General features: G+C 47.8%; 20 protein-coding genes and 1 other RNA gene. 6 read left to right on the top strand and 15 right to left on the bottom strand.

What is annotated here, in order from left to right:
- Window positions 1–99: 99 nt before the first annotated feature.
- The 3 genes from GEV47_RS06870 to rpoH all read left to right on the top strand — a co-directional run bounded on the left by GEV47_RS06870 (window position 100) and on the right by rpoH (window position 2,404).
- Complete coding sequence (locus GEV47_RS06870; protein ID WP_153233998.1) at window positions 100–819, top strand: response regulator; 720 nt, start codon at window positions 100–102, stop codon at window positions 817–819.
- Window positions 816–1,250, top strand: a complete 435-nt coding sequence (locus GEV47_RS06875) for a GTPase (protein ID WP_153233999.1) — start codon at window positions 816–818, stop codon at window positions 1,248–1,250. The genes GEV47_RS06870 and GEV47_RS06875 overlap by 4 nt, the downstream gene beginning before the upstream one ends.
- Window positions 1,251–1,507: 257 nt before the next feature.
- Window positions 1,508–2,404: an RNA polymerase sigma factor RpoH gene (rpoH, locus tag GEV47_RS06880; RefSeq protein WP_153234000.1), complete on the top strand. Its 897-nt coding sequence runs from the start codon at window positions 1,508–1,510 to the stop codon at window positions 2,402–2,404.
- 68 nt (window positions 2,405–2,472) lie between these two features.
- Here rpoH and GEV47_RS06885 read toward each other — a convergent pair whose 3' ends face one another.
- The 5 genes from GEV47_RS06885 to GEV47_RS06905 are packed head-to-tail and all read right to left on the bottom strand — an operon-like array spanning window position 2,473 to window position 6,522.
- The gene (locus GEV47_RS06885; protein ID WP_153234001.1) at window positions 2,473–3,114 is read right to left on the bottom strand and encodes an SCO family protein; all 642 of its coding nucleotides are present in this window, start codon (window positions 3,112–3,114) and stop codon (window positions 2,473–2,475) included.
- A gap of 60 nt (window positions 3,115–3,174) precedes the next feature.
- The gene (gene cyoE / locus GEV47_RS06890) at window positions 3,175–4,059 is read right to left on the bottom strand and encodes a heme o synthase (protein ID WP_153234002.1); all 885 of its coding nucleotides are present in this window, start codon (window positions 4,057–4,059) and stop codon (window positions 3,175–3,177) included.
- A gap of 16 nt (window positions 4,060–4,075) precedes the next feature.
- Complete coding sequence (locus GEV47_RS06895) at window positions 4,076–5,197, bottom strand: COX15/CtaA family protein (protein ID WP_153234003.1); 1,122 nt, start codon at window positions 5,195–5,197, stop codon at window positions 4,076–4,078.
- 13 nt (window positions 5,198–5,210) lie between these two features.
- Window positions 5,211–5,867, bottom strand: a complete 657-nt coding sequence (locus GEV47_RS06900) for an SCO family protein (protein ID WP_228124606.1) — start codon at window positions 5,865–5,867, stop codon at window positions 5,211–5,213.
- Window positions 5,839–6,522: an SURF1 family protein gene (locus GEV47_RS06905; RefSeq protein ID WP_322741578.1), complete on the bottom strand. Its 684-nt coding sequence runs from the start codon at window positions 6,520–6,522 to the stop codon at window positions 5,839–5,841. Before GEV47_RS06905 ends, GEV47_RS06900 begins: the two co-directional genes overlap by 29 nt.
- Before the next feature lie 121 nt (window positions 6,523–6,643).
- On the opposite strand from GEV47_RS06905, the gene GEV47_RS06910 reads away from it, so the two are divergent.
- Window positions 6,644–6,844 (top strand): twin transmembrane helix small protein, encoded by a 201-nt coding sequence (locus GEV47_RS06910; protein WP_153234005.1) that lies wholly within the window; start codon window positions 6,644–6,646, stop codon window positions 6,842–6,844.
- A gap of 91 nt (window positions 6,845–6,935) precedes the next feature.
- On the opposite strand, the gene GEV47_RS06915 is transcribed toward GEV47_RS06910, so the two are convergent.
- From GEV47_RS06915 to rnpB, 10 genes are all read right to left on the bottom strand, one after another.
- On the bottom strand, window positions 6,936–7,793 hold the full coding sequence (locus tag GEV47_RS06915; protein WP_153234006.1) for a cytochrome c oxidase subunit 3: 858 nt from the start codon (window positions 7,791–7,793) through the stop codon (window positions 6,936–6,938).
- Between the two features lie 73 nt (window positions 7,794–7,866).
- Window positions 7,867–8,088, bottom strand: a complete 222-nt coding sequence (locus tag GEV47_RS06920) for a DUF2970 domain-containing protein (protein ID WP_153234007.1) — start codon at window positions 8,086–8,088, stop codon at window positions 7,867–7,869.
- Window positions 8,089–8,113: 25 nt separating this feature from the next.
- A complete protein-coding gene (locus GEV47_RS06925; RefSeq protein ID WP_153234008.1) occupies window positions 8,114–8,710 on the bottom strand; it encodes a cytochrome c oxidase assembly protein in 597 nt (198 codons plus the stop codon).
- A gap of 12 nt (window positions 8,711–8,722) precedes the next feature.
- The gene (locus GEV47_RS19510; protein WP_228124607.1) at window positions 8,723–8,830 is read right to left on the bottom strand and encodes a cytochrome oxidase small assembly protein; all 108 of its coding nucleotides are present in this window, start codon (window positions 8,828–8,830) and stop codon (window positions 8,723–8,725) included.
- A 150-nt stretch (window positions 8,831–8,980) separates the two neighbouring features.
- Complete coding sequence (gene ctaD, locus GEV47_RS06930) at window positions 8,981–10,585, bottom strand: cytochrome c oxidase subunit I (protein ID WP_153234009.1); 1,605 nt, start codon at window positions 10,583–10,585, stop codon at window positions 8,981–8,983.
- Between the two features lie 17 nt (window positions 10,586–10,602).
- On the bottom strand, window positions 10,603–11,772 hold the full coding sequence (coxB, locus tag GEV47_RS06935) for a cytochrome c oxidase subunit II (RefSeq protein WP_153234010.1): 1,170 nt from the start codon (window positions 11,770–11,772) through the stop codon (window positions 10,603–10,605).
- A 571-nt stretch (window positions 11,773–12,343) separates the two neighbouring features.
- Window positions 12,344–13,507, bottom strand: coding sequence for an enoyl-CoA hydratase/isomerase family protein (locus GEV47_RS06940; protein ID WP_153234011.1), 1,164 nt, complete (start codon window positions 13,505–13,507; stop codon window positions 12,344–12,346).
- A complete protein-coding gene (locus GEV47_RS06945) occupies window positions 13,504–14,664 on the bottom strand; it encodes an acyl-CoA dehydrogenase family protein (RefSeq protein ID WP_153234012.1) in 1,161 nt (386 codons plus the stop codon). The genes GEV47_RS06940 and GEV47_RS06945 overlap by 4 nt, the downstream gene beginning before the upstream one ends.
- Window positions 14,665–14,876: 212 nt before the next feature.
- Window positions 14,877–15,431: a fasciclin domain-containing protein gene (locus GEV47_RS06950; RefSeq protein WP_153234013.1), complete on the bottom strand. Its 555-nt coding sequence runs from the start codon at window positions 15,429–15,431 to the stop codon at window positions 14,877–14,879.
- A gap of 602 nt (window positions 15,432–16,033) precedes the next feature.
- An RNA gene (gene rnpB / locus GEV47_RS06955) (RNase P RNA component class A) lies at window positions 16,034–16,359 on the bottom strand.
- A 272-nt stretch (window positions 16,360–16,631) separates the two neighbouring features.
- Between rnpB and GEV47_RS06960 the strand changes: the two genes are divergently transcribed.
- Both GEV47_RS06960 and GEV47_RS06965 read left to right on the top strand, forming a co-directional pair.
- A complete protein-coding gene (locus GEV47_RS06960; RefSeq protein ID WP_153234014.1) occupies window positions 16,632–17,207 on the top strand; it encodes a sigma-70 family RNA polymerase sigma factor in 576 nt (191 codons plus the stop codon).
- Window positions 17,208–17,927 carry an anti-sigma factor gene (locus GEV47_RS06965; protein WP_153234015.1) on the top strand — a complete coding sequence of 240 codons (720 nt, stop codon included), beginning with the start codon at window positions 17,208–17,210 and terminating at the stop codon, window positions 17,925–17,927.
- The last annotated feature ends 3 nt before the right edge of the window (window positions 17,928–17,930 follow it).

The raw sequence follows: 17,930 nt of genomic DNA on the forward strand, positions 1-17,930 counted from the left end.
ACGATCTTGCCAAACCTTGCCGATGAAGGCAGTGCGACAAGGAGTCATAACGCCGCTAGGGTGATTTTGCGCAAGTCCTAATAATGGGAAGGCTACCGCATGGCTAATATCCTTGTTGTTGATGACGAAATGGGGATTCGTGAATTACTTTCGGAGATTTTAGGGGACGAAGGTCATGTTGTAACGACTGCAGAAAATGCGCAGCAGGCACGCGAATTTCGCCAAAATGGGATTCCCGATTTAGTGTTGCTCGACATTTGGATGCCAGACACTGACGGTGTCACACTGCTCAAAGAATGGCAACGTGACGGCTTGTTGACGATGCCAGTGATTATGATGTCTGGTCACGCCACCATCGACACCGCCGTCGAAGCTACTCGCATAGGTGCGCTTAATTTCCTCGAAAAACCAATCGCTCTGCAAAAGCTCCTGAAGGCAGTTCAGCAAGGTTTAACGCAAGGGCCAAAGGCTTCTCGCCCTGCTGTTATGTATACGCAGACAGCGCCAGCACAAACCGAACATCATGAAGCTATCATCGCTGGCAATTTCAATCCTGTAACCGTATCTGAAACACAGCATTTAGCTTCACAGCCAATTACCGCCATGTCCTCGGACAATCTGTTTTCTTCGTCTTTTGGTCTGCCATTACGTGAAGCGCGTGATGCTTTTGAGCGTGCTTATTTTGAATACCATTTGCTGCGAGAAAGCGGAAGTATGACCCGCGTGGCAGAAAAAACTGGCTTGGAACGTACGCATCTTTACCGCAAACTGAAGCAACTTGGTGTTGATCCGGGCAAGCTGGCTAAAAAAGGCGGATGAATCGGCATAATCAATCTGAAGACTCACCGTCTTTAGCTTTAGTAACCTTAGTCGTCGGTTCTACAGCGCATAAGCGTGAAGCCGCGATTTGGGCTACCATCGCGAACAATCCACGTTCAAACCGGCAATTAAGTGACGACGCCCAACCTCAGGTTGGGCTGATACTTGAAGGTTTGCCAGATGGCAAATCAGACAATATTTCTCCTCAACTTTCCGACACCAGTTTCCGCATCCAACGCATTGCGCCAGGCTGCTTATGTTGCACTGGAAATCTGGTCTTACGCGTCACCCTAAACCGCTTGTTACGAGAGCATTTACAACAAATTTATATCAGCATTGCAGACGCCAGCCATCTCGACAACTTACGTCTATTCCTGTCGCAACCACCTTATGACGCTTTTTTAAGGTTAGAAGCCGACCTTGTTGCTTGAAACATCGTTTAATGACCACAAATATTTGTAACTTTTCACAGACTTTTGCTGCAAACACTAGCAACTTTCTCTCTCGTATACACTCTAAATTCACGTCTTTATTAAATTAAAATCACTTCAACAATAGTAACAATCTATTACGGTGATTTAATAAAATCGATTAGCACTCTAAGATAGAGAGTGCTAATATAGCTGTTCAAATCAGTCCTCATTTTCAATGTAATGATCAAATCTGGTCTGATAAGCAAGGAGAATCTATGAAAAGTACACCGCTACAAACTGCCCTGCCAAGTGATAACCATGCTTTGGCGTTAGGTTTTTCTGGTACTTTAGGCAATATTGATGCCTATATTTCTGCCGTCAACCGTCTGCCAATGCTGTCGCACGACGAAGAAATCTCTTTATCGAAAAAATTACGTGAAAACAATGACTTAGCTGCCGCGCAAGAGCTGGTGTTGTCACATCTGCGCTTGGTGGTGTCGATTGCCCGCGGCTATTTAGGTTATGGCTTGCCGCATGCAGACTTGATTCAAGAAGGTAATATCGGCTTGATGAAAGCAGTTAAACGTTTTGACCCTGATCAAGGTGTGCGCCTGGTGTCATACGCCATGCATTGGATCAAGGCCGAAATGCATGAATACATCTTGAAAAACTGGCGCCTGGTGAAAGTGGCTACAACTAAGGCGCAGCGTAAATTGTTTTTCAATCTACGCAGTCATAAAGTTGGCCTGGATGCAATGACACCAGCCCAAGTAAATGAATTGGCGAAAACGCTGAACGTCAAGCAAGAAGAAGTCATTGAGATGGAAACCCGCTTGTCTGGACGCGATATCGCGTTGGAAGCACCGTCTGACAACGATGATGAGAAATTCGCACCGATTGCTTATTTATCGTCGGACATGCAAGAACCGACTAAAGTGCTGGAAGCCCAGCATTATGACAAACTGCAATCTGAAGGTTTGGAATTTGCATTAACCAAGCTGGATGATCGCTCACGTCGTATTGTTGAAGCGCGCTGGCTGGCAAATGACGACGGCTCTGGCGCAACCTTGCACGAGCTAGCTGCTGAATTCGGTGTTTCTGCAGAACGGATTCGTCAGATTGAAGCCGTGGCATTGAAAAAAATGAAAGGTTCGTTGGCGGCTTATGCTTAATATTTGTTAAGCCGATGTCACTGACCAGCAAATAAAAAGCGCTCCTCGGAGCGCTTTTTTTACGACCATCAGTTTAGAAGCAACTTTAAATCATGTACTAACGGCTCCGGGCCTTCTCCATTACGTACAAACAAGCGGATATGACCTTCTGGGTCAAATACATAACTACCGGCTGTATGATCGATTGTATAGCTACCGGCCTTACTTCCTGGTACCTTTTGATAGAACACACGGAATTCCTTCGCAACTTTGTCGGTGGCAGCCTGATCGCCATACAAGCCAAGGAAATGCGGATCAAATGCGGGTACATACTGCGCCAGTAAAGCTTGCGTATCGCGTGCGGGATCCAATGTGATAAACAACACCTGCACTTTATCTGCCAATGGTCCCAGCTCCTTCATCGCGTTGGCCATTTCCGCCATGGTAGTTGGGCAGACATCCGGACATTGCGTATAGCCAAAAAATACCACCACCGCCTTACCTTTGAAATCAGCCAACGTGCGTGGCTTACCAGTATGGTCGGTCAAGGCAAAGTCATGCGCGTAACCCAAACCAGTAACATCGGTATTCATGAACTGTGATACTGGCTGACTATCAGCGCTGGACTTACTGGCACTGCTATTTGCATCTTTTTCACCGCATGCAGCCAGTGAGAAAACGACAACAAGAGAGAGTGTGACATTTGATAAGACAGATAAAACACGCTTCATGCTGAGGTATTCCTTGATTGGCAAATAAGTGTAGTCAAAAAAAAGTTTTAGCAGCACTTACTAAAATTTGAGGTAGTGATCAACCAGCAAAGCTGCAAACAACAGCGACAGATAGATGATGGAATATGCGAAAGTTTTGCGCGCGATCAAATCGGTGTAATGCTTGTAAATTTGCCATGCGTACCATAGAAAAATCACCCCAAGAATGACCGCGCTGACCAGATAAATCAAGCCGCTCATACCCACCGCAAATGGCAGTATCGTGGTGGCAACCAATGCGATGGTATATAGCCAAACCTGAAGCTGCGTGAATTTCATCCCGTGCGTGATCGGCAGCATCGGCAAGCCCGACTTGGCATAATCGTCACGGCGATACATCGCCAACGCCCAGAAATGGGGAGGCGTCCAGACGAAAATAATCAATACCAAAATCCACGCCTGCATTGGCACATCGTTGGCAATCGCCGCCCATCCCAATGCCGGCGGCATCGCGCCTGATAAGCCACCGATAACAATATTTTGCGGCGTGGATGGCTTTAATAGCATCGTGTAAATCACGGCATACCCAACGAAGGTGGCCAGGGTCAGCCACATTGTCAGCGCATTGACAAAGTTAAACAGTACCCACATACCTGCGCCACCGATAACCCCGGAAAATATTAAGGTTTGCAGTACCGTAATTTCACCACGCGCCATAGGCCGACGCGCCGTACGCGCCATGCGCGAATCGATCTCGCGCTCAACCAGGCAATTTATGGCGAAAGCTGCACCGGCCAACAACCAAATCCCGATAGTTGCTGCGATCACCCGCTGCCAGTTTGGCAAACCTGGAGTTGCCAAAAACATACCGATAACGGCGCAAAATACCGCCAACTGCGTGACGCGGGGCTTGGTCAGCGCCCAATACTGGGCGAGACGATTAGGGTGAGCAATAGTTGTGGTCATGCAAATGTTGTGATTACTACGGTTTGACGGCGCTAAAACGGCTAGAAAGCCTAGCCTTATAGTTTAACATGACCAGCATCAACAGGATAAACGCGGCCCCACCGTTATGCATTACTGCAATGGCGAGAGGCCAATTTAAGTAGATCGTCGCTAATCCTGTCACCAATTGCACGCCGATGGCGATCAATAACAAACGTCCGGTGGTGCGTAAGCCTTCAACCCGTAGTGCTTTATGCGCCAGCCATGCTACAAAGGCAATGACGATGAACGCGAAAGTTCTATGCGTCCAGTGAATTGCGGTTAATGCCGAAAATGGTATGAAGTCACCATCTGCAGTTTTACCAAGATGTCGCCATAGCGTAAAGCCATTTTCGAAATCCATCTGCGGAATCAGTGCGCCATGGCATAGCGGAAAATCATTACAAGCTAACGCTGCATAGTTGGTGCTGACCCAGCCACCCAACGCAATTTGTATTACCAGCAGTAGCAACGCGATGCCTGCAGGAAGTATCAATCGACGCCCGGCTGGCGCAACCGGCTCATGATGATTTTGGCTTGCGCCCAGCCAGCCCAGCATTGCTAATAGGGTTAATCCTAATAACAAATGCGTCGTCACAATAATCGGTTGCAACTTCATCGTTACGGTCCATGCCCCGAATGCACCTTGCAAGCACACCATAAAAAACAAGGCGGTCGGTAACCACCGTGAGAATTGACTGCCAACTGAAGACTTTAATGAAACACCCGCATTACGCGCACTAAACCATTTTCGCCAGGTAATCACCATCAAGCCAATGATCAACACGCCGACACCCATTGCAAAGTAACGATGGGTCATTTCTATCCACGCTTTTGCTACAGTGACTGGACCAGTCGGCATCGCCTCTTGCGCCGCGCTGATATGGGCATGTGCTAACAAGGGATTGGAATGACCATAACAACCTGGCCAATCAGGACAGCCGAGGCCAGAATCGGTCAAGCGCGTAAATGCGCCAAACATGATCAGATCAAAGGTGATAAACAGCGTCACCCAGACCAGTTTGCGGTATTTGTTTGCATCCTTGGAAGCCCACACCACACACAGTGCCAACACGGCCACCAGCAATCCCATGGCACCTAACTGTAATAAATTTTTCATCGCCTATCTATCCTCATCCTATCGAGGAAGCGCGCAGCAATTTTGACAAATCTTTTTTGACCAGATTAGGGTCAGCATCTTTAGGGAAGCGCATCATCAAATTACTGCGGGGATCAATCAAATAAATATGATCCGCTACCGTGGTTCCTGCCTCTGTGGGCAACCAAGCCTGCAATTTTTCGGGGTTGACGCGCAACATGCGTGTGCCATCAAATGGCACCAACGCTTTACTATCTACCGGCTTATCGTCCGTAATCAACCAGACGCGCTCAATACGCTCCATTTCCTTGCCTTGCATCAGTCGCAATTGGCGCATTTCAAACAACTTCTCCTGACAGTCTTTGGCGCATGTGCCACTATCGACCTGCACCATCAACCATTTGCCTTTATACGCTTCCAATGTTGTTGGCGTACCATCCAAAGCCTTGCTGCTCAGGTCGGGAATCGCATACTGGCGCGGATCAAGCAAAGTTCCATAGTTGGTGCGTGATTGCGGTTTGATCACGTAATAAGTGAAATAAGAAGCAATGATCGGCGCTGCGCACACTGCAATAATCAAGAATAGTTTCCACCGACCGCCTTGCTGAGGAGATGCAGTCGCTGTAATGTTTTCGACGTTCTTGTTGCCACTTTTATTCACATCACTCATCACTTCCTGCCTTTGTTCCATTTTTGAATCCCGTTACAACAAAAAAGAGGAAGGCCATCGCAGCCAGTGCATACCACTGAAACTCGTAGCCACGATGTCGCTCTATTCCCAACGCCGGACTCGGCCAATCACGAACCAGTCCGTCTTTTGTATCATTCGATTGCTCGATCACCACCGGTTGAAATGGTAATTTAGTCGCATGCGCCAATTCAGCCACATCCAGATTTTGAACAATCGCCTTGGGTTGCAATGCAGTTGGCTGACCAAGCTGCATAACACGCCCAGGATTCAAGCGCGCCACGCCTTGCAATGTGATCTCGCCGGTCGGGGTTGAGTACGGTAATAATTTGCTGCGCGTCTGCAGATTGAGTGGCAACCATCCGCGTTCGACCAGAATATGGCTGGTAGAGTTCGCAATTTTAAACGGCATCAGCACATAAAATCCGGGATTGCCTTGATATGAGCGGTTATCCAGATAAACCGGCCAATCAGCGACGAATTCACCTTGCACAGTAATGTGTCTAAACTCGAGTTGTTTTGGATCTGCAGTCGATGCCATCACCTTGCCGTCGAGTTGCAATGGTGCTTCAACACCGCGCTCTTGCATCGCATTGGCCAAAGCCTGCTTTTGATCACCACGACGAGTTTGCCACTGCGCCAAAGATATGCCCAACACGATCAGCAATACCGTGGCGATAAAGGGAATTAGGCGAAACTTGAATCTGAGTCCTTGTCCAATCCGCATTACAATATGACCTCTATATTATTTACTACATTGTTCATTTACTGAGCCCCGTATGAAGATTATCGTTGCTATTGCTTTCATCCTCATCATTTCTAGTATGGCATCGGCATTGTTTTTTATGATGCGCGACAAAGGGAAAAGCAACCGTACCGTAAGAGCATTGACCTTGCGCGTCGCATTGTCGGTTTCACTATTTATTTTCCTATTGGTTGCCTACAAGCTCGGCTATATTCATCCTACCGGACTGCGTTAATTTATCTTAACGTATTCGCCACTGACCTCTACCAAAAAGAAAGGCCGCACCGAAGTGCGGCCTTTCTTTTTCATGCTGCTTTTATCTCGAATTACAGCCAATACACGACCACATACAAACCTAACCAAACTACGTCAACAAAGTGCCAATACCAAGCTGCACCTTCAAACGCAAAATGATGTTCCGGAGTGAAATGTCCCTTCAAGATGCGGAACAACACCACCGTCAACATGATCGCACCTATCGTCACGTGGAAACCGTGAAAGCCGGTCAGCAAGAAGAATGTCGAACCATAAATGCCTGAAGTCAGTTTCAGATTGTAATCTTGGTAGGCTTCCATATATTCATAAGCTTGCATCCCAATAAAGGTTGCGCCCAACAATATAGTGACGGCCAACCAAAAGGCTGTTTGTCCACGATGACCTGCACGTAGTGCATGGTGCGAAACTGTCAACGTAACGCCGGATGTCAGCAACAACAAAGTATTAATTGTCGGGATGAGCAAACCCATTTTCTCGAATGGCTCAACAGTGCCAGCCGGGCCAAGATTACCCCAGTGCGCGGCAAAATCAGGCCACAGGATTTTATGATCCAGATCTGCCAGCCACGGCATGGTGATCGTACGGGCATAAAACAAAGCGCCGAAAAATGCCGCGAAAAACATGACTTCAGAGAAAATGAACCAGCTCATACTCCAGCGGAAAGAGGTATCGATGCGAGCGTTGTACTTGCCGCTTTCGGACTCGCCAATCGCATCACTGAACCATTTAAACAGCACCGTCAAAAATGAGAGCAAACCCACGCCACAAAGAATCGGGCCCCATGGTTCACTGTTGACCCACGACGCTGCGCCCAACATTGTCGCCAGCAACGCTGCGCCACCCAAGAAAGGCCATTTAGATGGTCCTGGGACAAAATAGTACGGCGCATTACCTTGTTGAGAACTCATTTCCATCTCCCGATACAAATTGAATAATTATTTGTTGATGTTATTTATTTCTTAGCTCTTCGTTTTTTGACGACTACTTTGCGACAACCAACTTCACTATTGTGAGAAGTATCGCAATAAAAATTGCTGCACCAATAATCCCGGCAATCACGACATGCACCGGATTCAAACCTGCCGCATCACTTTCGTAATCTTCCTTTTTTCGCACCCCAAAGAACGCCCACAAAATAGCTTTAACAGTGGCTCCAAACGAAGCCTTGCGCTTGATGGGACTGACATCTTTCGGATCAGACATACATACCTTTCGCTTTCGTGCGGTGTTAAATTCCTTTAACCGGGTTCGCTATCGACGGCTTGGTAATTTCAAAAAATGTGTACGACAAGGTGATTTCTTTTATATCTTTTGGAATAGCTGGATCGACAAAGAAAACCACTGGGAATTCTTTCGCCTGATTCGGCGCCAAAGTCTGCTGCGTAAAGCAAAAACATTCTACTTTTTTGAAATACTCTTCTGCACGTTGCGGCATGTAGCTTGGAATCGCTTGTGCTTCCATGGTACGCGATTGCTTGTTGACCACTTCGTAAAGCACTTGCTTCATTTCGCCGGGATGCACTTGCATACTGCTCACTGCCGGGCGAAAACGCCATGGGCCTTGCGAATTACCATCAAACTCTACAGTAATAGTTCGCGTTTTGTCGATTTGGCTATTTACTGGTGCAACTATCGAGGAATCTTTTGGCGTAAGGAAATTAATATTGGTTATTTCGCAGAGCTTTTTATACAGCGGAACCAACGCATAGCCAAAACCAAACATCAATACTGCAATCACTATTAACTTGCCGAGCATTTGACGATTCAACTTGCTTTCAGCACTTTTGCCTGGTGAATTGCCATCGCTTAAATTAGAGCCAGCCATTTCATCCACCAATCAGTGAAACCACAAACGATTAACAAATATCCCAACAAAAAACGCCAGGGCAATCGAAGCCAACAGCAACGCCGTGCGCAAATTATTCGGTTTTTTTGGATCTGACATAATGAAAATCAACGAGCTGCAAAAAGTGATTCCCTATAACTGTTTAGACTAGGCACCCCGGCGCAGACAGTACGATAGTACGGCAAGGCAAGAGCAACGACGTATAAACGGTTATGCGGGGTTGCTTAAAAACTGCAGCCCGCCCTTCCTCTATTTAACTGTTGGTGGGACTTCAAACGTGTGAAATGGCGCAGGGCTTGGCACTGTCCACTCTAAACCTTCGGCGCCATCCCATGGTTTCATAGGCGCTTTTTTGCCGCCTTTGATCGAAGGGATCACAACAAAGAACAAGAAGAACACCTGACTCAGTCCGAAACCAAACGCACCGATTGAGACAATCATATTGAAGTCGGTAAACTGCGCTGGATAATCAGCAATACGGCGTGGCATCCCCGCCAATCCCAAAAAGTGCATCGGGAAGAAGGTGATATTAAACGTGATCAATGACGCCCAAAAATGGAATTTCCCGCGTGCTTCGTTGTACATGAAGCCAGTCCATTTAGGGCTCCAGTAATAGTAACCACCAAACAAACCAAACAGGGAACCGGCGACCAATACGTAGTGGAAATGCGCCACCACGTAATAAGTATCCTGCATCTGAATATCAATCGGCGTGACCGCCAAAATCAAACCCGTGAAACCGCCCATGGTGAATACGAAAATGAAGCCAATCGCAAACAACATTGGTGTTTCAAACGTCATAGAACCACGCCACATTGTCGCAATCCAGTTGAAAACCTTGACGCCGGTCGGTACCGCGATCAACAAGGTTGCATACATGAAGAACAACTGTGCAGTCACTGGCATACCAGTGGTGAACATGTGATGCGCCCAAACGATGAATGACAGAATCGCAATCGAGGCCGTTGCGTACACCATCGAAGCATAACCAAACAATTGCTTGCGTGCGAAGGTAGGAATGATCTGCGAAATAATGCCGAATGCCGGCAGAATCATGATGTACACCTCTGGATGACCGAAGAACCAGAAAATGTGTTGATACATCACTGGGTCGCCGCCACCAGCAGCATTAAAGAATGATGTACCGAAATGGCGATCGGTCAATGTCATGGTAATCGCACCTGCCAAAACTGGCATCACGGCGATCAACAAATAGGCAGTAATCAACCATGTCCAGCAGAACATAGGCATCTTCATCAACGTCATGCCTGGCGCACGCATATTCAATATCGTGGTGATGATATTAATCGAACCCATGATCGACGATGCGCCCATGATATGAATCGCGAAAATCGCCATATCCATACCAGGTCCCATTTGAGTGGACAATGGCGCGTATAAAGTCCAGCCTGCAGCAGTGGCACCGCCTGGAGCCAGGAACGACGTTAACAATAGAATCGCCGCCGGCGGCATCAACCAGAATGAAAAGTTATTCATCCGGGCAAAAGCCATATCCGATGCGCCGATTTGCAGTGGAATCATCCAGTTCGCAAAGCCGACAAACGCCGGCATGATCGCACCGAACACCATGATAATGCCGTGCATGGTGGTCAGTTGGTTAAAAAATTCCGGTCTGAAAAACTGTAAGCCCGGCTGGAATAATTCGGTACGAATCATTAATGCCAACACACCGCCTGAAAGCAGCATGGTGAACGAAAACCACAAATACAAAGTACCAATATCTTTATGATTGGTCGCGAACAACCAACGACGCCAACCGGTTGGATGGTCGTGCGCGTGGTCGTCGTGAGAGTGATCGTGATCGTGTGCCAGATCGACTGCTGTTGTGCTCATCTTCTCAATCTCCTAAATTACTTACGCGCAGCCAGCACTTCAGCCGGTTGGACAATGTTTTCTGTAGCCTTGTTAGACCAGCTATTGCGGGTATAAGTAATCACCGCAGCGATATCGGTATCCGACAATACAGCCTTCCATGCAGGCATCTGCATGGCGCCGTCAGTTTTACCTTCCAGCACAGTGTGGATTTGCGCTGCGCGCGGACCATTCACAACTGGATCACCATCCAGCGCAGGGAATGCCCCTGGAATACCTTTACCTGTGGCCTGATGGCAAGCTACGCAGTTAGTGCTATAGACTTTTTCGCCGCGCGTTTTCAGTTCATCAATGGTCCAGACTTTATTTGGATCATCGGCGCTCGCTGCCATTTCTTTTTTCTTTTGATTGACCCAAGCGGTGTAGTCAGCATCACTGACAACTCTCACCACGATAGGCATAAAGGCGTGATCTTTACCGCACAGCTCAACGCATTGACCGCGATAAATACCAATTTTTTCAGCTTTGAACCAGGTATCACGCACAAAACCAGGAATCGCATCTTGCTTGACGCCAAAAGCGGGAACACCCCATGAGTGAATCACGTCATTAGCTGTCGTAATGATGCGGATTTTCTTATTGACCGGAACCACGACATCATTGTCGACTTCGATCAAATAGTTGTCGTCTTTGGGAATGCTGGAATCATTGATCTGCTCATGCGGCGTCGATAGGTTGGACAGGAAAGAAATTCCCTCGCCCTCACCTTTAAGGTAATCGTAGCCCCACTTCCATTGCATGCCGGTAGCTTTGATGGTGATATCCGAGTTCGATGTATCTTTCATCGCCACCACGGTTTTGGTCGCTGGCAAGGCCATGCCAATGACGATCAGAAAAGGTATTACGGTCCAGGCGATTTCCACTGCGGTACTCTCGTGGAAACTGGCTGATTTATGACCAAGCGACTTACGGTGCCTGAGAATGGAATAAAACATGACGCCGAAAACGGCAATAAAAATCACCAGACAGATAATCAACATCCAGGTATGGAGATCGTAAATCTGTTGTGCAATTTCTGTCACAGGTGGTTGAAAATTCATTTGCAGTACTGCGGGACCGCCAACACTATCTTTCACTGCCCAGGCCGGCAACGCAGCCAAAGACAGCGCTCCAAGCATCAACGACATAAGGCGCTTCGCATATTTCATGATTACCCCAAAAGCCCAAAATTATATTTTTATCAACCACCAGACTTTGATTTACGCGGCGAACAACAACTAATCACTCAGCCAAACAAGCTGAGTCGCGCCCAAATCAATGCTGCCTCCATTTCCATTTTCGAATTCAACTGCGCATTACACTTCGCACTACTTTTTTTATTAAATTGAACGCTAGTCATAGGTCTTGTCGAATTCGGCAACTGCTATTTTTTTCGCTATTCCTCTTGCATGCGCAGAAGAATATCCCCATATAGCCAGTCTTCATTCCATAGATCTCGTCCACCCACACCAGCTAAAACCTTTGAAGTATAAAGGGTAATTATGCCGGTTATCAAGAATAATAAAATGTCTATTCTTGACCGACGGCAATACCAATACTGTTGAGTGGAGCAAATGCAAAAAGCGCCAGCGCGCAATACATCGTTGCCATTTGCGGACATGCGATTCTATGCGAACGCCGTTGAGAATGTTGCTGGCCGCAACATATTACATATAACAAACATCTGATATTGGATATATCAGGCTTGCGCAAAGTGAAGACTGGCAAGCCCTATGAGCGTCAGCGCAAATCCGCCAGCGGATGATTTTCATTCGACCAGGGGCTCTGGAAAAACCCGTTAAGCCATTCATGCCCCACTTCTGCCGCAGTCGCATGCAACCATTTAGGCTGCTTATCCTTATCGATGATCAATGCGCGAATACCTTCGGCAAAGTCGGCTCGTGCGCAGCAATGCAAAGACACGCCATATTCCAGACGGAATATTTCTGCCAATGACATATGACGCGCGCGCTTCTGCAATGCATATGACAAATAAGCGGAGCCGGGACTGCCAGCAGCCAAGCCAGCAGCGGCTTTTTGCAGCCAGACATCATCGCTCTTTACATCAACAATCGCGTTCACGATCTCGACAAAAGTAGGCGCACTGCATAGCTGATTGATGGCATTCAGGTGCCCGCTTAATACTGACGGGGCTGGCGTCGACTTTTGCGCATAGGTTTGCAATACACGCGTCAACAAAACATCATCCGACGCGCCGTCCCATTCTTGTGACAACAACGCTTCCATCACCTGCGCCTTGTCCGACTGATTGATTTGCACGTCCGCCACTTTGGCAAAGACGGCGTCGGTCGCGTTGATGGTCACGCCGGTCAATGCCAGGAACAAACCGGCATGACCCGGCATGCGATTGAGAAACCAGGTGCCGCCAACATCGGCATACAAACCGATCGCAATTTCAGGCATCGCCAATCGGGTTTTTTCCGTCACCACGCGGTGGCTCGCACCCGCCATCAAACCAACGCCGCCACCCATTACAATGCCATGTCCCCACACCAGCATGGGCTTAGGGAAAGTGTGAATCAAATAATCGAGACGATATTCGCGCTCAAAAAATTCCCCCGCATAGCGATAGTTAAGAATGTTTTCGCTATCATCTAATTGATGCTGCGCCACCATCGTGCGATACAACTGTTGTAAATCACCGCCGGCGCAAAATGCTTTTTCGCCGGCCGCCTGCAACAGCACCATCGCTATCTGCGGATCGTCCTCCCAGCGTCGCATTTGCGGGTCAAGAAAGTCCACCATTTCCAGCGATAGTGCGTTCAAACTTTTTTCTGCATTCAAGGTTGCAACCCCGATGCGTTTACCATTTGCCGCAGTTAACTCTTCAAACAATACTGGTGCGCTTACTACGGTCGGTGCGGATGTGAAAACGTCAGTCATCGAATATCCTCGTTCGATGCATTATTCAATAATTGGCGTGCAATGATGACGCGCATAATTTCATTCGTACCTTCCAGAATCTGATGTACGCGCACGTCGCGGAAATGCCTCTCGAGCGGGTACTCACGAATATACCCATTCCCGCCGTGAATTTGCAGGGCTTCATTACACACCTGAAAACCGATATCGGTCGCAAAGCGTTTAGCCATTGCGCAGTAGGTGGTTGCATTCGGAGATTTGGTGTCCAACTTATGCGCCGCCAAACGCACCATTTGACGTGCAGCGACTAATTCAGTCTGCATATCTGCGAGCTTAAATTGCAGCGCTTGGAAATCCGACAGTGGCCGCTTGAATTGATGACGCTGGCTCATGTAGGCGTGCGCCGCATCCAACGCGGCCTGTGCGGTTCCGACCGAACAAGTGGCGATGTTAATACGACCGCCATCCAGACCGCGCATCGCCATCCGGAAGCCTTCGCCTTCATTACCTAATAAATGATCCGCCGGAATCCGCACATTATCAAAATTAATGCTACGCGTCGGCTGACTTTTCCAACCCATTTTTTCTTCTTCACGACCATAGCTAATCCCAGGCGCATCAGCAGGTACGACAAATGCCGAAACGCCATTTGCACCATCGCCGCCAGTGCGTGCCATCAGCACCAAAACATCAGTGGCACCCGCGCCGGAGATAAATGCCTTGGTGCCGTTGATGACGTATTCGCCATTAATTAGCACCGCGCTGGTTTTAAGAGAGGCAGCATCGGAACCAGAGCCGGGTTCAGTCAGGCAATAGGAACCTAATTTATGCCCCGCGGTTAGCTGTTTGCACCAATGCTCTTTGACTGCTGGTGTCGCCCAATTGGCAATCATCCAGCTCACCATATTGTGTATTGTCAAATACGCAGCGGTCGACGTACAGCCTCGTGCCAGTTCTTCAAAAATGATGGATGAATCCAAACGAGACAATCCCAGACCGCCAAATTCTTCCGGAGAATACAACCCGCAAAAACCTAACTCAGCCGCACGCTTGATCACATTCACCGGGAAAAATCCCTCAGCGTCCCAGCGTGCCGCATGGGGCATCAACTCACCAATCGCAAAATCACGCGCCGTCTGCTGAAATGCGCGTTGCTCTTCTGATAATTCGAAATCCATGGTGGCTTGTCTCCAGTTTTAATTGATATTTAACTATTTTTGCGCCTGCTTTGTGAGCGGACGAAGGGCTGGCTAGAGAATAGCAATAATTGACGTTAACGTAAACGTTATCCAATCTGTCGTAACGAAAAAAAAAAGCGACGTCAAAAATAACGTCGCCTTCATCCTTCACGATAAAAACCGGGAGTTCTATGTCGTGTTGTTTTGCTGTGTTATTTAGGCAGCAACACAGTATCAATCACATTAATCACCCCGTTCGATTGAAATACATCGTAAGTGCTGATATTCGCAACATGTCCACCATCATCTGTCACATAAATATTGCGCAGGCCGTTTTGTGAAAAAGTCAGCATGCCGCCACTGGCAGTTGGCAGTTCAGCTTTTCCATTATCTTTTCTGATCGCTGTTTCCAGCGCTGCAAAATCATAGCGACCTGGTACCACGTGATAAGTCAGAATTTTGGTCAACGTTGCTTTATTTTCAGGTTTAAGCAAAGTCTCCACCGTACCAGCTGGCAGTTTGGAAAAAGCAGCATTAGTCGGTGCAAATACAGTAAACGGGCCTTTGCCTTTCAAGGTTTGCACCAAACCGGCTGCTTTTACAGCAGCAACCAAGGTGGTGTGATCGGCCGAATTGACTGCGTTATCGATGATGTCCTTGCTGGGATACATGCTTTGTCCACCGACCATTACAGTATTTTCTGCATAAGCGATATTGGCTGCTAGCAAAGCGGCAGATAAAGTCAAAACATAGCTAAGTTTGCGCATGATCATTCCTTTGAGATTTAGTAGGACTTACACAAAATTGTCCCGGCAAGGCGCGACGACGAAGACAGTGCGACGACACGGCGAGGAGGAGTAACGCTGATGGGGCAGTTTTGTGTAAGTCCTATAGAGTTTTGGGAGCCTGCACAGTCATATACGAGGCTGTTTCAAAACCGGATTCAGAGGACACAAAATAAATTAGCGCCGCCAAGGCTACTGTTTTTTGACGTTGACGTTGATTTTGAATTTCGCATTGGACGTTGCCAAATGTGCCAACTGTCATTCGGAAAAAGAGGGAAGACATGTCTGAGCGCAGCGAGTTGGTCTTTCCTCCCGAATGACAGTTGGCACATTTGGGGAACACTCATCTTTGACGAGTGACGACTCTGGCAGGAGCAGTGCTCCCGCCCTTCTTTTGCTTACTTTTCTTGGCGAAGCAAGAAAAAGTGACTAGCTGTCGGGCTACCCCCGACATTGCCAGCACCACGGAGTGACGCCTAACCAAGATAACTTATCTGAACAGTACTAAGGAGAGCCGAAGCTTTTTTATTGACACTCAGCATGTTATGCATTCAACAAATGCACAACATGCCAAAAAAAGAAGTAGATGAAGTAAGCCGATAGGCCGGATTCTGTTACGACACTCAGGCTTGCGCCCTCGCGTTATGACAACCATTCCTCTAGGCGCTGAATTACTCCAGCGCTCAAGCTCTCTACCCGCACGCTCCGCGAGCAACATCAACGCGTGCCTATTTGAGATTGCTCCGAGTGGAGGTTACCGCGTTTCACCGTAACTTAATACGCTCGTCTCTGTGGCCCTATTCCTCGCCTCACGGCGGACGGCCATTAACCGTCACCCTGCTCTATGGAGTCCGGACCTTCCTCCCGCCAACGCATTGCAACGCTGGCCAGCGGCTGTCTGGCTTACTTCAAGCGGCATTCTACCTCAGTGACCCACTTGATGGGCAAAGCAATCACGTAATGCGACATATCCAACGCTCAGGTAGCGATTAGAAACCTGTTTATCGATGCAAAAGCGTTACATGGACCGTCGCATTTCAATAGTCTCAAATGTTGCCTGCGACACATAAGTTGTCATATTAGGCTCTATAATGATTTTTATATCGTGTTCAATAGAAGTGTATTAGTTTGCATAGAACTATCCGTACCTATCAATAATGCGCGCTATAACCTGGATTCCAATTGACTATCAATGATCCACAACAGCTGAAAATATTGCTAGCAGCCATCGCTTGCAAAGATGAGCAAGCCTTCCGCTTACTATATGACACAACTTCGCCAAAACTGTTTGGCTTCGCCGTGCGTATATTAGTAAAGAAAGAGTGGGCGGAAGAAGTATTACAAGAGAGTTTTGTCAACATTTGGAACCATGCCGACAGCTATCAGCCGCAATTAGCCGCACCCATGACATGGATGACGAAGATCGTCCGTAATAAAGCATATGACTTGCTGCGTCGCGTTGATGCGGTAGTTGAAATTGATGCTGACACCTTTGATCAGCAAGTTGTCGAAGCGCTGGAAAGTAAGGACCCAACACCAATTGAATCATTGCAGCTGAGCGATGATGCGAAAGCATTGGCACGCTGCTTTGCCTATTTGGAGGGATTGCACCGACAAGCAATAGCATTGGCCTTTTATCACGATATGTCACATAGCGAAGTAGCAAAACAAATGGCGTTGCCAATAGGTACGGTGAAGACCTGGATACGACGCGGATTAGAGCGTCTACGTCTTTGCCTGGAAAAAGCTGGGGCTTAAATGAACATTCTACGCAATCCGGATTTGCGCGAAAAATTGAGTGCCGAATATGTACTTGGCACACTCAAGGGCGGCGCACGCCGACGCTTTGAAAGTTTGTTAAGTGAAAGTGCCCTATTAGAACAATGCGTCAGCGAGTGGCAAGATCGTCTATACCCATTATCTGAATTTTCTCCCGGCATTTCGCCTTCCCCTAAAGTGTGGGACAACATTCAGGCAAAGCTGAACTTGCCACTGCAAGAACAGAGAAAAACTCCAGCTAAGTCGTTCTGGAACAATTTGTATTTGTGGCGCAATGTCGGTCTGATATCAACCACTATTGCCACCGCCTTGCTAATTTTCCTCGTGGCAAAACCGTCTACTGAGATTTCGCCTCAGCCATCTTACGTAGCCATGCTATCAGACGACAAGGCGCAACTTGCTGTAGTCCTCACCGGCAATCCGCAAACCCGGAAATTAGTCGTCAAAGTTATGGCAAGCCAAACGATACCAAGCGATAAGAGTCTGGAGCTGTGGGCAATATCAAAAGATGGCGTACCACGTGCGCTAGGCCTAGTTGCAGAGAACGGCACAATCACGTTGCCACTGCCTGAAAACATTTCCACCAAGAATTTTACGATAATGGCAATTAGCTTAGAACCTAAAGGCGGCTCCCCCAATCCGAATGCGCCAACTGGTCCGATTCTATTCAAAGGAAATTGGGCTGAAGTGTCAACATAACCA

The sequence above is a fragment of the Glaciimonas soli genome, from assembly GCF_009497155.1.
Classification (GTDB): Bacteria; Pseudomonadota; Gammaproteobacteria; order Burkholderiales; family Burkholderiaceae_D; genus Glaciimonas; species Glaciimonas soli.